The organism is Woronichinia naegeliana WA131 (assembly GCA_025370055.1).
In the GTDB taxonomy this organism is placed as follows: domain Bacteria; phylum Cyanobacteriota; class Cyanobacteriia; order Cyanobacteriales; family Microcystaceae; genus Woronichinia; species Woronichinia naegeliana.
The window spans coordinates 6,286,024-6,304,234 of record CP073041.1; the positions used below are offsets into that span (position 1 = coordinate 6,286,024).

Sequence of the window (18,211 nt, forward strand, 5' to 3'; positions counted from 1 at the left end):
TCACTAAGGCAAATTCACTTTTTAGGGTAACTTGCTTTTTAGGATTACCCACCATTCTCGTCGGAGATTCTTAACAAATTCAGGGTGTCAGCAGGATTAATTGTCGTTGTTGTAGCGATCGCAGTTTATCGGGGGAAAAGGGACAAGTTTCTAGTAATTGACTGACTGGGGCTTGGGGATACTGCTCACAGGCCTGTAAAAAAGCAAATTCCTCATCATCTAGTTCAATCGGTCGATAGTCATAGTCAAACAAGCTAGGACTAGGCCAACCTGTCATGCAAGGGTGTCGTTCTGGAATGGCTGCCAATAGGTTTGCATCCTCCGACCAATCGGTGCGAAAGAAAGGTGGTTTAGCAAGGAAAAATTCGTAGTGAGTAATCTCTGGATCAAGCATTTCAATCAGTCGGTAGCGATCGCGTTCGGTGAGGGATTGAGCACGTTCCATGAGATCGGGAGCTTTTTCAAGAAGACGTTCTAGCTGCCAATAAAGGGGATTGGAAAAACCGACAAATTCCAGACCGGCCACGTCAATGAGTTGAAAAAGAGTGTGAATATTGTAATCGACTTCCCGGGGATGGACATACATATCCGCAAAGGATTCATCCCGATGATTTTCCATTGACCATCGTTCTTTTTCCCGTTTAACGAGGCGATTATTTTCCGGCAAACTGGCTAAAATTTCTCGTCCTACCTTGACTCCATCTCGATAATCTCCTTTTTTTTCTCCCTGAAGTAAGGCGATCGCCTGTTGCATCAGTTGAATTTCCCAGCGACCCAGTTCGGCATAAACGAAAATATGAAACAAACCGCCAGCCGCTAATTTACTGGCCAAGGCCTTAATACCGGCGATCGGATCGGGAAGGTGATGTAAAACGCCCACACAGTTGATATAGTCAAAAGTTCCAGGTAACTGGGCGGCATTTTCCAGGTTGAGATGCTGAAAACTGACCCCAGATCGTACCACTCCCGACTGTTGACAGCGTTTTTGGGCCACTTCTAAAGCCTTTTCGCTTAAATCAATGCCCACAATTTCCGCTTCAGGATTGAGATAAATCAGATATTCCGTACCAACTCCAGTGCCGCAACCTGCGTCTAAAATCCGAATATTTTGTTGGCTGGGTTTTCGTCCTGTACAAAAGCTATAGACTGCATTCCAGTTCCATCGCCAGTTATAGCCTGGGGGTGGTTCATCCAGTAGAGGTTCTGGTGGAAAGGGGTAGGTATTGTAAAGACCTTGGACAGCTTGGTGTTGGGGAGAGTGGGGCGTTATCGTCATGCAGTGGTTCTGGGAGGCAAGTTAACCAAAGACCATTCTATAGACCTGTTGGTCTTTTTTCTCTATTGATCGACTGCCAGGTCATAATGGGAAAAGATCTAGGCGTTATCAAGAGATTAAAGAAATATAATGCGTCATTGTTTTGTTTTTATCACCGTTTTTTCGGAAGAAGGCGGAATTCAGTCCTATGCCAAGGATGTTTTGGCAGCTTATTTAGAGGGATTAGACCAGTCACCGTCCTTAGATTCCTCATCTCCTGTAGCCGAGATTTTTCTATTACGCGATTCCTCGGATTGTCACAATCCTTTTAATGATGATCGACTAAAATTCCATTATCTCAAAACATTACCAGCCTGGCGGGGTCGTCTGAAATTAGCGATCGCCCTTCTACAGGCCTTTAAACTGGAAAAACCCCAACGGGTATTCTGTGGCCATAGTAAGTTATCTCCCCTCATTGCTCTGCTCTGCCGTCTTTTTGGCATTCCCTATATGGTAATGACCTATGGCAAAGAAGTTTGGGACCCCTTACCCATCCTAGAAAAACTGGCCTTACATCAAGCAGACGCGATCTGGACAATAAGCCGTTATAGCCGCGATCGCCTCTGTCAAGCCAATCAGATTGAACCAGAGCGAGTGCAAATCGTCCCCTGCATCGTGGATGGAGATGTGTTCTGTCCTGGCCCAGCGTCTCCAGCGTTAATGGAGCAATATGGGTTAGCGGGTCATAAAGTTTTAATCACCATTGCCCGTCTTTGGTCTGGAGATATTTATAAAGGTGTGGATGTCACCTTAAGGGCCTTACCGCAAATTTTATGCAACTATCCCCAACTTAAATATTTGGTGATTGGTCGCGGCGATGATCAACCCCGACTAGTCCGATTAACCCAAGAATTAGGGGTGACTGAACAGGTTATTTTTGTGGGTTTTGTCCCCTCCGAAAATTTAGTGGATTACTATCGTCTTGCGGATGGTTATGTCATGCCTTCTCAGGAAGGATTTGGCATTGTTTATCTAGAAGCGTTGGCCTGTGGTGTGCCGGTGATTGCCGGTGATGCAGATGGTTCGGCAGATCCACTTCAAGATGGCCAATTAGGTTGGCAAGTTCCTCACCGCAATGTAGATGCTGTTGCTAAGGCTTGTATTGAGTTATTAAATAACAAAAATTGTCAAACTCTAAAACCTCAATTAAGGGAGAAAACTCTCAAAAAATTTAGCAAGATTGCTTTAGTGCAAGTTTTACAGTCTGTCGTAGAGAATTAATCTATCCTTAGATAGAGGTAACGGTTTTTGATTTCCAGAAAACTGGGAAATATAGGTAAAAATGCACAAAAAAGATTAAAATTCGGCTAAAGTCTGAAGATTGTCACCTTGAGTTTAGAGAGTTGTGTCAAAAACCTCTCTGATCTCAATATATCTTTGCGACATTTTTGCTCTTACTCACACAACTCTAAGGTAATTTTCGATGGATGTACAACTCATCAATATTGGTTTTGGTAATATCGTCTCTGCCAATCGAGTGATTACGATTGTGAGTCCCGAATCTGCTCCCATTAAACGGATTATTAGTGACGCTCGTGAACGGGGACAATTAGTCGATGCTACCTATGGTCGTCGCACTAGAGCAGTAATTATTACAGATTCTAGCCATGTAGTGTTGTCGGCCATTCAACCAGAAACAGTTGCCCACCGCTTTGTTATTAGCAAGGAACCTGGCACTAACGGCACGTAATTGATTTTATATTGATTTTACGGCGATCACGCTTTGCAATTATTAAGTGAGAATTAATAAAATAACCTGAGTTCGGGATAAGCTAAAAGCCAGAAGCCTTGCTGAATAAGGGCTGTTATCGTATCCATGACTCTATTGGGTTCGTTCTGAACTCGTGCTGAGACCGTTTATCTGGAAAAGTCTCAATATTGGAACTTGTCGGCTCCATTTTGATACGACACGACAGAATAACGGAAAAATTGGAGAAACATACATCCTTATGGAGTCGCCGTCGATAAAATTTTCTCTAATAATTTGTCTAAACTCGCCGCTTGAACTTGTCCATTGAGCACTTCTCCATTTATTATAATAAAAGGAGTTCCTGGAATTCCCATACTTTCTGCTAAATCAGTATCTTTTTTAATGAAAGCATCAGCAGAACTGCTATGTCGATCATGATTAAACTGATTAATATCTATCCCCAATTCCTGAGCAATCGACAGATATAAGGCCTCTCCCAATTTATCTTGATGTGAAAATAATGCATCGTGGTACTGCCAAAATTTTCCCTGTTGACCTGCCGCCCAAGCTGCTTTTGCAGCAGACATTGCATTAGGATGAACTGCTGTAAGTGGGATATTTTTATAGATTAGTGCTACATCATTTCCATGCTTTTCAATAAACTGCCTTATCGGTTCCTGAGCCTGTGCGCAGTATGGACATTGAAAGTCAGAAAATTCTATAAGGATAATCTTGCTTTGCGGAGAGCCTTTAATAGGAGATTGACCTATCACACTCTGAGGATTTGTCTTCATTCTCTCTAAAAATGCCTGTCTTTCTTGCTGCTGTTTTCCCGCCTTCTCACGTTGGTATGTCTGGATCGACTGAATTAGTATTTCGGGATGATTTCGTATAATCTGTAAAACTTTTTGCTCCAAGTCTGGTGTATCTGCTCGACTTGAAACTGGCCAAGTTAACATCACGAGAAAAATAGAACAAACAAGAAATTTAAATAGAGTTAATGAACTATAAAAGCGATTATCTACTGAGTTAAATAATGCCAATTTTTTACATAGCAAGTCCATTTCATACTGATAGAATTTAATATGCATACTTGAAGTCATGCTAGGTAAGAAAGTTAGAATTTTATTAGTAATGGCAAGTCGCAAACGTTATAGATTTTCAGGTGAAAAAAGGAAAATTGAGAGTTTTAAGGCATTGCTTTGTCTTAAGCACCGATAAAATTTAATTTGTAACCTCAAAGCGTTACTAAGAAAAGGGGATAAGATTTTGTCGGAAACGTCATGTGGTTAAAATGGTCGCTTTTCAAGTCATAAAACAAAAAGTGGGAGCCTTTAATTCTTAATTCGGCGTTGTCAAAATTAAAGATGATCTAAATGGGCATAGAGTTGAAAACGCTTTGATAGCAAGGTTTTCGCCATGTTGCAATTCATAATTCATATTCTGATCTGACAACGCTCTTAATTCTGTCGCGATTCCAAACCTTAATCAGGCTGTACCAACGTTCGCCTCTCTCGCAGAGTTTAATCTTAAATGAAAATGGCTGGAAAGCTTTGTCAAGCAAGGATAAGTAGTTATGCAAAATAAACTACCCCTTAGACAAAGCTGGAAGCATTGCTGCCTAATGTTTTACAATGCTGCCATCCAGCCAATATTCACGAACTTATTTCGTGCATAGATAAGGGCTCGTATCGTTATTCGCAGTACTAATACTTCCACCACAGCTACTGCCATACTCACTCGCAGCACTTGGTGTTGGTATAGTACCCGCATAAATTGGGAAATTTCCGCCACAGGTATAACAAAGTGCCGCAGAGTTCAGTGTGACTGTCCCAGTACCGGTTCCTATGTGTGGAACTGGTGTGGACTGCTTATTTGGTAGGACAGGCGAAGGAGGATCGTTCTGTAATTGCTGATTGGGGGGGTACTTCGTCTGAGCAGTCACTGCTACTGTTGTTAAAAAAACTGGCATCAAAGCCAATAATGCAATGTGTTTAATATTCATGGGGATCTCCTTAACGCTGATATACTAATAGCTCAATGCTACGTCATCTTCGTGAAAATAAACAATGTTTATTTACAAGTCTTAACATTAGCCAGGTGGACGGACAGGATAATGGGTGATCGGAGCAGAATAAAACCCTTATCTTAGGCTAACGTTCGGCAATAAGCTGTTTTAGCCTTGGCGACCATATAGCAATGGAACAAAAACAATCTTTTTTTTACAGTAACCTAACCCTGTCTCTGACAAAGGGGCAATCATTAACAGCTTAAAGTGGCCCTGGCGAGGGCGATTAGTTGAGCATAGGGAGCTTGAGCCAGATTGACTTTTTTGGCCGTGGCGCGATCGCTGCCCATCAGTCCCTGGGTTTGCCCCAATTGCAGAGCTAAGACTTTGCCCTGATCATTTTGAATTTTTAATTCCTGGGATTGGCGATTGTAGCTACAGCGATAAATGCGACCCTGATAGTCAAAATGAGTAGGAGATTTAGAAATTACGGTAGAGTTTAGGGGTAAGCGAATCCCCACTAATTCTAATTGTAGCGTTGTGTTGCTCTTAAAATGATTTTCCTGTAATTTATAGGCAATATCCACAGAGGACGGCAAGGGAAAATATTCTCCCCAACGCCAGGCGATCGCGCCGATCGCAGTTTGGCTCGTAGAATCTAAAAGCTCCAAACGGAGATGATTTTTGCCAACAATCTTTTGTTCCAGAATGCGAACTTGAGGAGTCCAAAAAATAGGAAATTCATTACCAATGCCCCAGGGTTGGAGTTGTTCAATTTGCTGACAAAGTTCAAAAGTCAGTTGGGAAAAATTGGCTTGGGCATCAATTTTAATGAGAGGTTTTAACTGTTCTGGTTCTAGACATTGATTGGCAAAAATGGATAAACGCTCTTGAAAAGCAGTTAAATTTTGGGACGGTAAACTAAAACCTCCGGCGGCCCGATGTCCCCCAAATTTACCTAATAAATCTTGACAGAATACCAGTGCCTCAAAAATATGAAATTCATCAATACCCCGTGCCGAACCTCGAATATTTGCTTCTCCTTCCTCTTCTGTCCCAATAAAAACAGGCACACCATACCGTTCAACCAAACGGGAGGCGACAATGCCAATGACACCATGATGCCAATGGGGCTGCACAACCACTAAAACTCGCTCTTTTTCCCAGGGAAGGGATTTACCCTCAATGTAGGCGATCGCCTCGGTTTCAATTTGTTCGCAAAGTTCCTGGCGTTGTTTATTAATTTGTTCACATTGCATGGCCCGCTCTAGGGCAATTCCTTCATCTTCAGTGGTCAACAATTCAATCACCACTTGAGGATCACCAATGCGACCGATCGCGTTAATGCGTGGCCCTAAGCGAAAGCCAATATCATCCGGTTTGAGAGCCTTTTGCTGATCATTAACACCGGCTAATTGAATGAGAGCTTGTATCCCTTTAATTTGGGAATGGGGTAATCTTTTTAAACCTCGTTTGAGCCAACGACGATTGACACCGACGAGGGGAGCGAGATCAGCAATCGTTCCTAAGGTATAAAGTTCTAATAGGGATTCCGTTAAGCCCTTAATTTTCTCTAATTTTTGAGCCGTTGCGATCGCTAAAATGTAAGCCACACCCACTCCCGCAATCCCATAATAGGGAGAAATTTCGGGTAATAGTTTCGGATTTAAAATCGCATCAGCCGGCGGCAATTTTTCGGGTAAATCGTGATGATCAGTAATAATGACCCTTAACCCTAGATCTACCGCCAGGGCGATCGCCCCATAGGCCGCAATACCATTATCCACAGTCAAAATTAACTGAATCCCTGAAGCCGCAAACTCCCGTACAATTCGTTCATTAATGCCGTAACCATCCCTCATTCGACTAGGAATGGCATAGTCCACATCAGCCCCCAAATGACGTAGAGCACGCAACAATAAAGCAGTGCTAGTCATGCCATCCGCATCGTAGTCACCACAAATGGCAATTTTCTGCTTTTCCCGAATCGCAATAGTCAACAATTCCACACTTTTCGATAGATCTGGAAATTCCATCAGAGGATCGGGCAAGTGTTGGTTTTCTGGCTGACAATAAATTTGGGCTAAGGCAGGGGTCGTAATACCACGATTGATCAAGACCTGGGCCAGGAGAGAAGAGAGTCCCGTCTCAGTGACCAAGGTTTGAACGGCTTGGAGATCTTCTGGGGCAATTTTCCAGCGTTGTCGAGGTAGGGAAGGGGTCATCATTTTGTTGTTTTAAGTTCTGTAAAGTACTAGCCAGAAATAGGAGCATAATTTCTCAACCTCCGTCATAATAAAGACCAGTTCAATGCGATTTAGCAACGAACTTTTTGCGGTGGTGTGGGTTTGGATATAGTCATGTTACTTAAGTCGGATTTTCGCAGGACGGAAACCTCTTTAGTGCCAAGGCGAAAAAATTTGGTGAAGTGCCTCTGGTGGGTGTCTCCAATCGTCGCGTTGGGATTGTGGTGGGGTTATCAAGAAGTTAATCGTAGCTCAAGTCAGCCCCAGGCGATTTTTGTCCTCGGTGGCCATGAAAATCGGGAACGAGCAGCAGCGAAATTGGCGGAACGTTATCCCCATTTACCAATTTGGGTGTCCTCTGGTAGTCCAGAGAACTATGTTAAACGCATTTTTCGACGGGCAGGAGTTGAGTCTCGACGTTTACACCTAAGTTATCAAGCGAGGGACACCGTGACCAATTTTACTAGTTTAGTGGATACCATGAAAGCCCAGGGAATTCATAGTGTTTACCTTGTCACCTCGGAAAACCATATGACCCGTGCTCGCTTAGTGGGAGAAATTGTCTTTGGGAGTCGAGGCATTAGTCTGAATCCGATCGCGGTTCCCTCCCAAACCAGTCAAGAATCTCCTGATAAATGCGTGCGAGACATCCTGAGAGCCTTACTTTGGGTAACAACTGGACGAACTGGAGAAACCTTGCTCAAGCCACCGTCCTAATGTCTGTGAAGGGTGTGACCTTTAGTTGATGAAGGAAAAGAAAAGTGTTAACATGAGATGAAAAGTGACAAAGAGGAAACAATGATGACAGCAAAACTAATTAATGTAGAGGGTTCAAAGATAAAAATAGAACTAACATTAGAACTCAGTCGTTCAATGTTGGATACAGAAATAAATATTCAAAAAGGCTTAAACGAAGTAGGTTGCATCGCCAGCAAAGAAGCCTTGAAATATTTAGATACAGATGGTTCACCCTTAAAAATCGGTGAAGAAATCTGGAAGAGTAAGGGAGAGCAACCGAAAGAATATCAAACACCTTATGGTGAGGTTATAGTGAATCGTCATGTATATCAGCGTTCACCTTTGAGGAAAAACGTATTGCCCCTTAGAAAGAGAAGCAAGGATAATCATAACATCAACGCCATTATTGGCAAAACAGGTATCCTCAAAAATGTCAGGGATGGCAGGCAAAGAGGTGAAAAATGATTTATTAGAAAATCATGGTAGAAAAGTAGCGCTATCCTATATCCAAAGATTGAGTGAAGCAGTAGGAAGTGTGGTACAGGCAAAAGAAGAAGCGTGGAGTTATGCCCCGCCCAAGGAGGATAGCCAAATTGCAACAGTGGGAATAGGATTAGATGGAACCTGTATGCTGATGTGTGAGGATGGCTACCGTGAAGCAATGGTGGGAACCGTTTCCCTATACGATAGTGAAGGCGAACGTCAACCTACAATCTATCTAGGTGCGGCACCAGAGTATGGAAAAAAGAGTTTTCTAGAAAGATTAGAAAGAGAAATTGAGCGAGCGAAAAACCGTTATCCAGAGGCAACATTGGTCGGGATAGCAGACGGGGCAGAATCAAATTGGAAGTTTTTAGAAAAGCAAACGGAAGAACAGATATTAGATTTCTATCATGCCTCTGGTTACTTAGGTGCCTTGGCAGAAGCGTTGCATCCGAATACCGTGTCAAAACAAAAAGAATGGTTGACTGAAAATTGTCGAGAACTCAAGCATGAAAAAGGAAAAGCAGGAGAACTGCTAAATCTGATGAAAGAAGTCAAAGAAGAAAAAAGTCATTCTAAGAATCTTACCGAGAAACTACAAGCGGCGATTACTTATTACGAGAATCATCAGCATCAAATGGATTATGCTGAATACTTAGAGAAAAAGTATCCGATTGGTTCAGGTGTTACGGAAGCAGCTTGTAAGACGTTGGTCAAACAACGATTATGTTGTTCAGGAATGCGATGGAAGGAAAAAGGAGCAGGAATTATTTTGAGCCTACGAGCTTTGGTATTGACCAAGGAACGATGGAGTCAATTTTGGGCAAAACTTGATCAATATGGGTTCCCTGTAGAACCCTGATTACAACAGCTTTTATCAACTAAAGGTCGCACCCTCTGTGAATAGTATATTTAAGTTTTTTATTCTTCTTGCTTTTCATGTCTAATTTTGCCCTTACCTCTGCTCTCGATCTTACTCAACAGATTCGCAGAAAAGAGATTTCACCGCTAGAATTGACCCATTTTTTCCTCAACCGCATTGAAAATTTTAATCCTCAGTTAGGCAGTTTTTCCTATTTAGCGGCTGAAGCCGCGATCGCCGATGCCACCCAAAAAACAGAACAATTGGCTAAAATCCGCGATCCTCAACAATTGCCCCCTTTCTTTGGAGTTCCCACCAGTATTAAGGATTTGAATACGGTTGCTGGAATGCCGACCAGTTATGGTGTGGCAGGGTTACAAGGCAATATCTCTGCCTACGATGATGGGGTCGTGACTCGCATTAAACAAGCCGGTTTTATCATTTTGGGTAAAACTGCGACTTCAGAACTTGGTTCCTTTCCCTATACCGAAACGCCTGGTCTTCCTCCAGTTCGTAATCCCTGGCATTTAGATTACACGGCGGGTGGTTCTAGTGGTGGGGCAGCCGCAGCCGTAGCCGCCGGATTTTGTGCGATCGCCCAGGGATCGGATGGTGGGGGATCGGTGCGTGGCCCGGCCAGTTGTTGTGGATTAGTCGGACTCAAACCTAGTCGCGGTCGTATTTCCCTGGCACCCGTTGGAGATTATCAAAGTGGGATTGCAGTGGCTGGCCCCTTGGCTCGCACGGTGGCGGATGCAGCCGCTTGGTTAGATGTACTGGCCGGTTATACGACGGGTGATCCCTACTGGTTGCCGGAACCGGAAGTCTCCTTTCTAGACGCATCCCGTCAAACTCCGACTAAACTTCGCCTTGCCTATACTTTTTCAGTACCTCCCTTTACGGCGGTGGATGAGGTCTGTCAACGGGGGGTAAGATGGGCGATCGCAGAACTGGAGGCAATGGGCCATCATTTAGAGGAAGCCTGCTTTAGTGGGGAAGGTTTAGTGGAATCCTTTACTCAAATTTGGCAAGCTGGAGTCGGCGCGACAGGTTTACCGTTGGCAATGCTTAGTCCGGTTAATCGCTGGTTAGGCGAAACAATCGGATCGGCAGGAGATTATCTGCAAGCGGTTCGACAAATGCAAGTGCTTTCCCGTCAAATTGTGGCTTTCTTTGATCAGTTTGACGCGCTGATTTTGCCAGTCTATGGACACCAACCGATCAAAATTGGGGAATGGGCTGATTTATCTCCCGCGCAAACCGTTGAAAGGATTATTCATTGGATTTCTCCCTGTCCCCCTGCTAATGCGACAGGATTACCGGCGATCGCTGTACCGGTTGGTTTTGATGAAAAGGGGCTGCCCTACAGTGTGCAAATTCTTGGCAAACCGGCGGATGAAGCAACGATTTTAGCGATCGCCAGTCAGCTAGAGGGGGTTAGCTCTTTCCCTCAAACTGTTCCGAAGTTATTTGCCTAAAACCTGCCATAGTCACACAGGAATTTAGCCAATCTTACAATCTCAAATAGACAGGAACTGGGAGAAGCTTTTTTCTCCCGCATCCTGGATTTATCAGTCAAGTTTTTTGATCGACAATTCTAAATTTGCGCTGTGGCAATAGTTTAAGACTTTAGAATTATCTCTACTTTTGTCAAACTGGGTTAAAATCTTGATTTATCGTTGGCTGAAACGTTGTGATTTCGTCAAAATATCCTTCAGTGACACAAGAGAGTTAAATCGATGAAAACCATTTTTCTATAACTGCTTCAAATTCAATTTGGTATCCAAACTCGCGTGTTAACTCCGCAATAAGTTGTTCTTTATCATCTCCCCATAAATTCCCATTATCGTAGTCAGCTTGGGGCTCTGATTGAGCTAAGCGCTGAACTATACTACAAATAGAACTATCTGGAGGTAAAGCTGACAAAATAGCTACTAATAAAGTAGCGAAATCTTCGGTATTGACAGTTCCCATAATTGCAAACTCCTATATTGTTATTTTTCACCTACTGATATTATCACAGATTTTATTGGATTTTATTGGAAAAACAAAAAATATTTGAAAGATAAAAAAAATGGCTCTCCGCTATTGTGTGTGATAATTCAGGCTTATGAATTCATGGAATCGTTGCATAGCAAGTCTTTTACCCTTATCATTTGTGGATTAGTGACTCTTATGATCTCATTTTTCATACAGTCAAGGGAAGAGCCAAAAACTCTCCAAAAAACTGACAAAGTTTAAGTTTTCCAGAGAATTTTTCTCTAATTTATTGAGGATTATTTTTGAGCAAAGTAAGCGGTTAAAGCCTCCTCCACAATTTGATTCATGGGCCGTTTTTCCGCCAGAGAAGCCGCTTTTAATTTCTCAAATGTGCCATCAGGAACACTCACCCTTCGCTGATTTTTTCGTTCTTGAATCGGTTGATAACTGGCCGAAAATTCCCGTAAACTTTCAAAGCCCACGCGATCGCAGAATTCTCCAAAACTTTCCTGGGGTTTACGATCCTGTTTGAAATAAACAAACAATGGTTCAAAGAAACTTTCCAGTTGATTAACATTTAACTTATCGGTGTAGGCACGAGCCAACTGGGTTTGATTGGGTGTTCCTCCTAACCAAATTTGATAGGTTTCTGGCACAATGCCAACAAAACCAATTTCGGCCATGTAGGGACGAGCGCAACCATTGGGGCAACCCGTCATGCGAATGACAATACTTTCATCACCTAAACCGACTTTTTGTAACAGCTTACGAATCCTGGCATTAATACTAGGGATAGCCCGTTCCGATTCTGTGACGGCTAAACTACAGGTCGGCAACGCAGGGCAGGCCATGGAATAGCGCACCAAGGTATCAATTTTGTTAGGATCAGTGACAATACCGTGATTTTCTAACAGCTTGGCGATCGCTTCTTGATCTTTAGGATCAATTTCATAGAGCAGAATATTATGATTAGCGGTTAAACGCATTGGTAATTGATACTGTTCAATCACCTGACGTAAAGCCGTTTTTAATTGAAATTTGCCTTCATTTTTAATGCGACCATTTTCGACGGAAAGACCGAAAAATAATTTGCCATCTCCCTGTTCATTCCAACCCAAAAAGTCCAGATATTGCCAATGGGGTAAAGGCTTAAATTGTCCTAATTTTTTTCCCAAATAGACTTCTACTTGTTCACGGAATTTTTCCACACCCCAATCCGCTAACAGATATTTCATCCGCGCATGACGACGATTATGGCGATCGCCGTAGTCTCGTTGAGTAGCAACAATGGCTTTAACTAAATCATAGACATCGGCTTTATCTACATAACCAATGGGATCGGCAGAACGGGGGAACGTTTCTTCTTTATTATGAGTACGACCTAAACCACCGCCAGCGAGGATATTAAAACCCTCTAATTGACCATGTTTATTGGTGATCACAACCAAACTGACATCATGGGTATAAACATCAATAGAATTATCCCCAGGCACAGTCACACTACACTTAAATTTGCGGGGCATGAATTGAGTGCCATAAATCGGCTCTAGCTCATCGCCTGTGTTGCTACCATTGAGATTGCGTTGACGAGCCGCTTTCACTTCCGGGGCTTCTTCCGCACTGATCGCTTTTTCCCCATCCAACCAAATTTCGTAGTACGCACCACTTTGAGGGGCTAATAAATCCGCCACATTATTGGCATATTCCCAGGCATAACCATATTCAGGTTTGTTTTTAAACGGGGCGGGAGGAGCCATGACATTACGGTTAATATCGCCACAAGCTCCCAGGGTCGAACCCATATTATTAACAATAGTTGTGATCGCGGTTTTGAGATTTTTCTTGAGAATGCCGTGAATTTGCAGACCCTGGCGCGTTGTCACCCGTAGCGTTTGATTGCCATATTCAGTGGCAAGGTCATCAATGGCTAGATAGAGTTGCGGCGGAATAAAGCCCCCAGGGTTGCGGGTGCGTAACATAAATTGATAATCCTTTTCCTGCCCCTTAACCCGATTATCCCGATTATCCTGTTGATAGGAACCATGAAACTTAAGGATTTGAATGGCATCCTCGGTAAAGTGGGTGGTATCTTGCAAGAGTTCTGTGGCGACGGGTTCCCGAAGATAGTTGCTGCGTTCTTTGATGCCTTCTACTTTGGAGGGGCGGAGGTCTGAGGTAGTTACCATTAGTCGGTTCTGGGTCGAAGTTAGCGATACTCTGCACAAGTGATTTTCGTGCGTTTTCCATTGTAACCTGATTCTCGGCGATCGCACTTTACGTTTGGTATCGGTCGTGACAGCAGGGGGTGAACGCTACAATGTGATCTGAAATTCTTCAAAAACAGCTTAACTCAACTTTTGGGATAACTAAAAAATGCAAATTACCCTTAGTTCACAACAGAGTCAAATTCTTGAATCCCTTGCGCGACAGAGTGACGACCTTTCCATCGAAGATGCTATTGACATGGCTCTTGTCCTACTAGCTGATGAAATAACCTCATTCAATTCCGAAGAAGCACCAGAATATTTAGGTTGGGTAGAACAAACCCGATTGAAAATTGAAGAAGGGGTTCTGGCCGCAGCCCAGGGTGATGTGTTACAAGTCTCAGAAGTACTGGCTCGATTACGCAATAAAGTGGAAGTAGCTAGAACACAATCAGCATGAAGAATTTAATCATTACTCTCCCCGCTTGTCGTGATTTGGAGGCAATTTCTGATTATTTTCTGGCGAGTAGTGTAGATGCAGGCGATCGCTTTGTAAAAGCCTTTGAACAAAAATGTCAACATCTGGCTCGTTTCCCTTATATCGGTAAATCTTACGCTCGACTTAAGCCTAATTTAAGAGGGCTTTTGCTGATGGATTACATCATTTTTTATCAAGTTATTGAAGACAGTGTTGAAATTCTTCGAGTCGTTAACGGTTATCGGGATTTAAAAGATATTATTTGAGAAATTAGGCGGGTTTATTGCCGCGATCGCGTGGCAGCAAATTTTACCTTTAGTAATAGTTCTTATGATTTAATCGGTTTAATGATAATCACTGTTAAACTGAGTTTGACAAAAGTTTGTGCAAAACGGGGCTAGGAGTCAATGGTTTGGGCTGTGGGCAGGACAATCAAAGATGGGCAGTACACTATTCAAGAAGTATTGGGAGAAGGACGGTTTGGGATTACCTATCGAGCCAGCGATCGCGGTGGTAATTCTGTGGTCATTAAAACACCGAGGGATGTGGGTTTTAAGGTGTGGGAATCTGAGCGATTACAGAAACTTTTTTGGCAGGAGGCGAGTAAGTTAAAGGGTTGCGATCATCCCCATATTGTCAAGGTCAAGGAGTTATTTTCTGAAGGCAAGGCTAACTGTATGGTGATGGAATATATTGATGGGATGACTTTAGATCGGCGATCGCAGAAAATTCTGTCGGAAAAGGAGGCTTTACGCTACATTGAGCAGATTGGGCAAGCTTTGATGGTGGTACATAGTCGCGGTGTTCTGCACAGAGATATTCGACCTGGCAATATTATGATTCGAGCGGGCAAACCAGAAGCGGTATTAATTGATTTTGGTTTAGCGTTGGATTTTGATGAGGAATTAACCCGAACTCGTACCCAGGAATTAGCCGCAGGTTTTGCTCCAATTGAGTGTTATTCCCGTGATGCTAAACGCGGAGCTTTTACCGATATTTACAGTTTAGGAGCAATGTTATACGAACTTTTAACGGGTAAATTACCTGTTAATGCTATGACTAGAAAAATTGATCATCAGCCTTTAATTTCTCCTCAAGGTTTTAATACAGAAATTAGCGATCGCACGAGTAGGGCAATTCTTTGGGCATTGGAATTAGAGGCAGATAAACGTCCCCAGTCTATTCAAGCCTGGTTTAAAAAATTAGATACTAATTGGAAAGAAGAGGAATTTCGTCCGCATGATTGGGTACTAATTTGGACAAGTATTGGGGCGACGGCTACGGTATTGGGATTAATTGTGACGATTTTGGATGTACCAGGGTGGATTAAACAAAATTTTAATCATCAACCAATTCCAGCCGTTTCACCTCAAAAATCTCCTGCTTCTAAACCTTAAAAGAATCAAGGGTGATCGCAATGTCTAAACCCTAAACAATTAAGGGCGAACGCAATTCGCCCCTACAAAACCCAAATTTTACGAACGTAGGGGCGCAAGGTGGTCAGTGAGTTTATCGAACTGCTTGCGCCCAGAAAACTTTACCCCAGAAAACTAATTTTTGGGTAAAAGTAGATTTTTCGGTACAATGGAAAAAATTGCGTAAATTTCTATGGTTTGGCAAGCAGGACACCTCCTCAACAATGGCAAGTACGAGATCCTTGAGGTCTTGGGACGGGGCGGTTTTGGCCTGACCTACAAAGCACGACATCGCCAACTTGCAATGGTGGTGGTGATTAAAACTCCTGATATTTTGCAAAAAAGAGATACGGAATACGAAGATTATGTTAAACAATTTGAGGCAGAAGGGCGTAAGTTAGCCAAATTTTCCCAGACTCCCCATCCTCACATCGTCAGAGTTTGGGATATTTTCATGGAAGGTCAAGTTCCCTATTTAGTGATGGATTTTATTCAGGGCCAAACCTTAATGGAAAAAGTTAAGGCTCAAGGCAAATTATCGGAAGCGGAATGTTTGAAATATATTCATCAAATTGGTAGTGCTTTAGAGGCGGTTCATCAAGCAGGAATGGTTCATCGAGATGCTCACCCAGGCAATATTATGATTCAGCCTAATGGGAATGCGATCTTGATTGATTTTGGTATTGCTAAAGAGATTATTCCTGCTAGTAGTAGTTCGACGGATTATGCGGCCAATCCCAGTTTTGCACCCTATGAACAAATTTATAAAGGCAGTAAAGCGAATCGTCAGCCCAGTGTGGATATTTACGCCCTGGCGGCCAGTTTTTATTATGCGGTAACGGGTCAAAAACCGACTCCTTCGATGGAACGTCGTTTGTCTAATCGCCCTTTAAAATCACCTAAAGAAATTAATCCTAATTTGAGTGAGTATATTAGCACGGCTATTACTCTGGGAATGGCTTTAGAAAAAGAAAATCGCCCTCAATCAATGTCCGATTGGTTGCAACAATTGGAGTTACCACCGCCTGCCGTAGAACCGAAATATTGGCAAGAAACAATCAATCCTCCGCGATCTGTTAATCTCCAGAAAGAGCTAGAAGCGGCTAAACAAAAACCAAAAGTTAACAGAAGATCTGCTCAAAATTCTATTCAAGAAAAACTCAAAGATATTCCCTGGGGTTGGTTGATAGGTTTATTTCTTGTTTATGGTTTAAGTGGCTACATTTTAGGAGTAAATTCAGCACCCTGGCAGGCTTTGGCTGTGGTTGTGGCTGGGAGTGGGGCTGTAGCTGGGAATCCGAATATGGATTGGGCTGGTTCTGTGGCTGCGGCTCTTTCTATGACTGGGGTTATTGCTGGGTCGGTGACTTTTATGATGGCTGAGGTTCATGCGATAAAGGCTGGGACTCAGGCTATGTTTGGGACTGCGGGGTGGGCTAGGGCTGGGCCTCTGGTTATGGCTGGGATTGCGGCTTCGGTTGGGACTGCGGTTGAGGGTATGGCCGGAGAAAAATTATTAAAATATTTTAGTCGCTTTCATTCTTTTTTAATTCTTGCTAGCACAAGTTTAAGCGGTTTAGGAAGCGGTTGGTTATTGGGTTTTCTCCTGCATCCCAAAGGCTAACAAAATATAAAAATATCCTCACAATTCCGTAGGGGTTTGGTCTCCAAATCCCTTCCCCAATCAGAACACGAATTACAATAATTTCGCTAATTTCACCGATTTTTTATGATTAGAAAAATAACAAAAAATAATCTGTGTCATCCTTTAATCCGTTTTAATCCGCGTTCACACACTTCCCCAATTTAGGACTTGGAAACCAAGCCCCTACAGGAAATCAATCCCCTACCTTAAAATTGACCTACAATATTATTCCGTGCGATCGCCGATCTGTGGATTTTTTTAAAGAACAAATGCAATCAAGAAGTTATTGATAGTGTGATTCTCTTTAAAAGACGCGATTATCTTTAAAAGGCGCGATCGCTGATTTATAGATTAAGTAAAGGAACGCAACCCGAAAAGTCAGACCGTACATTTATCGGGTGCTCTGTCTAGCGTTATAATGAAAAATTATCAATAAATAAATTGAAATCTATGATTATTAGAGCAATTTTAGAATGGGATGAAGAAGCCAAAAGCTATTCTGCCACCTGTCCTGAATTAAATCATGTCTCCTCCTGTGGTGATACAGAAACAGAAGCTATTGAGAATCTAAAAGAGGCGATTCAACTTTTCTTAGAACCCATCCCTAATCATTTCATTAATCTAAACAGTCAGACAGATGCGATTGAAATCCTAATTTAACCGAAAAACAGTCAGGAATAACCTTTTTATAAAAAAGCGATCGCATTTTCAGATTGTTTTTAGAATTGGCGATCACTTTTCTAGATTGTTTTTAGAATTGGCGATCGTATTCTTGAGGAGAGAGAGATTACATCATTAAATTTTCTAGTTAGTCGGTGCTTTTTGCCAACCACTTTTACGAGCTTCCTCCTCCGTACAAAACCACCTCTCTCCCTTATTTGTATGAATCTGCGTTTTTTCATAGTCTTTCATACCTGGCAGATGATACCATTTCTTGCCTGAGCTTACTGAAATATTGCCTTTAATAAGACATTCAGACTTTTTTGTGGGGGGAGTAGAGGATTTTTTCTGTTGAGCATTTACGCTAAATGTTGTTGTGAAAAAAAGACTAATTCCAAAAAACACTAGTAACTTTTTCATAAAATAAATGACTAAATGGAAAACATTATTTTCTTCCATTTAAGATAAATTTTTTATAATCGTCAAG

The 18,211-nt window shown here is 42.4% G+C and carries 15 protein-coding genes and 1 pseudogene; 10 read left to right on the forward strand and 6 right to left on the reverse strand.

The features are described 5' to 3' along the window. Positions 1–79: 79 nt before the first annotated feature. On the reverse strand, positions 80–1,270 hold the full coding sequence (locus KA717_31810) for a methyltransferase domain-containing protein (GenBank protein ID UXE64832.1): 1,191 nt from the start codon (positions 1,268–1,270) through the stop codon (positions 80–82). Positions 1,271–1,405: 135 nt separating this feature from the next. Between KA717_31810 and KA717_31815 the strand changes: the two genes are divergently transcribed. After that, on the forward strand, positions 1,406–2,536 hold the full coding sequence (locus KA717_31815; protein ID UXE60181.1) for a glycosyltransferase family 4 protein: 1,131 nt from the start codon (positions 1,406–1,408) through the stop codon (positions 2,534–2,536). 202 nt (positions 2,537–2,738) lie between these two features. Continuing rightward, positions 2,739–3,005 carry a DUF370 domain-containing protein gene (locus KA717_31820; protein UXE60182.1) on the forward strand — a complete coding sequence of 89 codons (267 nt, stop codon included), beginning with the start codon at positions 2,739–2,741 and terminating at the stop codon, positions 3,003–3,005. A 257-nt stretch (positions 3,006–3,262) separates the two neighbouring features. Here KA717_31820 and KA717_31825 read toward each other — a convergent pair whose 3' ends face one another. Together KA717_31825 and recJ are read right to left on the reverse strand one after the other, a co-directional pair. Then, positions 3,263–4,153, reverse strand: a complete 891-nt coding sequence (locus tag KA717_31825; protein UXE60183.1) for a thioredoxin domain-containing protein — start codon at positions 4,151–4,153, stop codon at positions 3,263–3,265. 1,114 nt (positions 4,154–5,267) lie between these two features. Beyond that, entirely contained in the window at positions 5,268–7,241 is a 1,974-nt protein-coding gene (recJ, locus tag KA717_31830) for a single-stranded-DNA-specific exonuclease RecJ (GenBank protein UXE60184.1), read from the reverse strand. Positions 7,242–7,454: 213 nt separating this feature from the next. On the opposite strand from recJ, the gene KA717_31835 reads away from it, so the two are divergent. The 3 genes and pseudogenes from KA717_31835 to KA717_31845 all read left to right on the forward strand — a co-directional run bounded on the left by KA717_31835 (position 7,455) and on the right by KA717_31845 (position 10,820). Then, positions 7,455–7,976 (forward strand): YdcF family protein, encoded by a 522-nt coding sequence (locus KA717_31835; GenBank protein UXE60185.1) that lies wholly within the window; start codon positions 7,455–7,457, stop codon positions 7,974–7,976. Between the two features lie 84 nt (positions 7,977–8,060). Beyond that, a pseudogene (locus tag KA717_31840) lies at positions 8,061–9,342 on the forward strand (ISKra4 family transposase). 77 nt (positions 9,343–9,419) lie between these two features. After that, positions 9,420–10,820, forward strand: coding sequence for an amidase (locus tag KA717_31845; GenBank protein ID UXE60186.1), 1,401 nt, complete (start codon positions 9,420–9,422; stop codon positions 10,818–10,820). Positions 10,821–11,073: 253 nt separating this feature from the next. Here KA717_31845 and KA717_31850 read toward each other — a convergent pair whose 3' ends face one another. Together KA717_31850 and sir are read right to left on the reverse strand one after the other, a co-directional pair. After that, positions 11,074–11,316 carry a hypothetical protein gene (locus tag KA717_31850; protein ID UXE60187.1) on the reverse strand — a complete coding sequence of 81 codons (243 nt, stop codon included), beginning with the start codon at positions 11,314–11,316 and terminating at the stop codon, positions 11,074–11,076. Between the two features lie 302 nt (positions 11,317–11,618). Beyond that, positions 11,619–13,508, reverse strand: coding sequence for a sulfite reductase, ferredoxin dependent (gene sir / locus KA717_31855; protein UXE60188.1), 1,890 nt, complete (start codon positions 13,506–13,508; stop codon positions 11,619–11,621). 187 nt (positions 13,509–13,695) lie between these two features. On the opposite strand from sir, the gene KA717_31860 reads away from it, so the two are divergent. The 5 genes from KA717_31860 (at position 13,696) to KA717_31880 (ending at position 17,724) form a co-directional block, all read left to right on the forward strand. Next, positions 13,696–13,986 carry a hypothetical protein gene (locus KA717_31860; protein ID UXE60189.1) on the forward strand — a complete coding sequence of 97 codons (291 nt, stop codon included), beginning with the start codon at positions 13,696–13,698 and terminating at the stop codon, positions 13,984–13,986. Continuing rightward, a complete protein-coding gene (locus KA717_31865; protein UXE60190.1) occupies positions 13,983–14,270 on the forward strand; it encodes a type II toxin-antitoxin system RelE/ParE family toxin in 288 nt (95 codons plus the stop codon). The genes KA717_31860 and KA717_31865 overlap by 4 nt, the downstream gene beginning before the upstream one ends. Positions 14,271–14,411: 141 nt before the next feature. Further along, the gene (locus tag KA717_31870) at positions 14,412–15,401 is read left to right on the forward strand and encodes a serine/threonine protein kinase (GenBank protein UXE60191.1); all 990 of its coding nucleotides are present in this window, start codon (positions 14,412–14,414) and stop codon (positions 15,399–15,401) included. A 211-nt stretch (positions 15,402–15,612) separates the two neighbouring features. After that, a complete protein-coding gene (locus KA717_31875) occupies positions 15,613–17,043 on the forward strand; it encodes a serine/threonine protein kinase (GenBank protein UXE60192.1) in 1,431 nt (476 codons plus the stop codon). Positions 17,044–17,514: 471 nt separating this feature from the next. Beyond that, on the forward strand, positions 17,515–17,724 hold the full coding sequence (locus KA717_31880; GenBank protein UXE60193.1) for a type II toxin-antitoxin system HicB family antitoxin: 210 nt from the start codon (positions 17,515–17,517) through the stop codon (positions 17,722–17,724). Between the two features lie 144 nt (positions 17,725–17,868). Here KA717_31880 and KA717_31885 read toward each other — a convergent pair whose 3' ends face one another. Further along, positions 17,869–18,183: a hypothetical protein gene (locus KA717_31885; protein ID UXE60194.1), complete on the reverse strand. Its 315-nt coding sequence runs from the start codon at positions 18,181–18,183 to the stop codon at positions 17,869–17,871. Positions 18,184–18,211 lie beyond the last annotated feature (28 nt).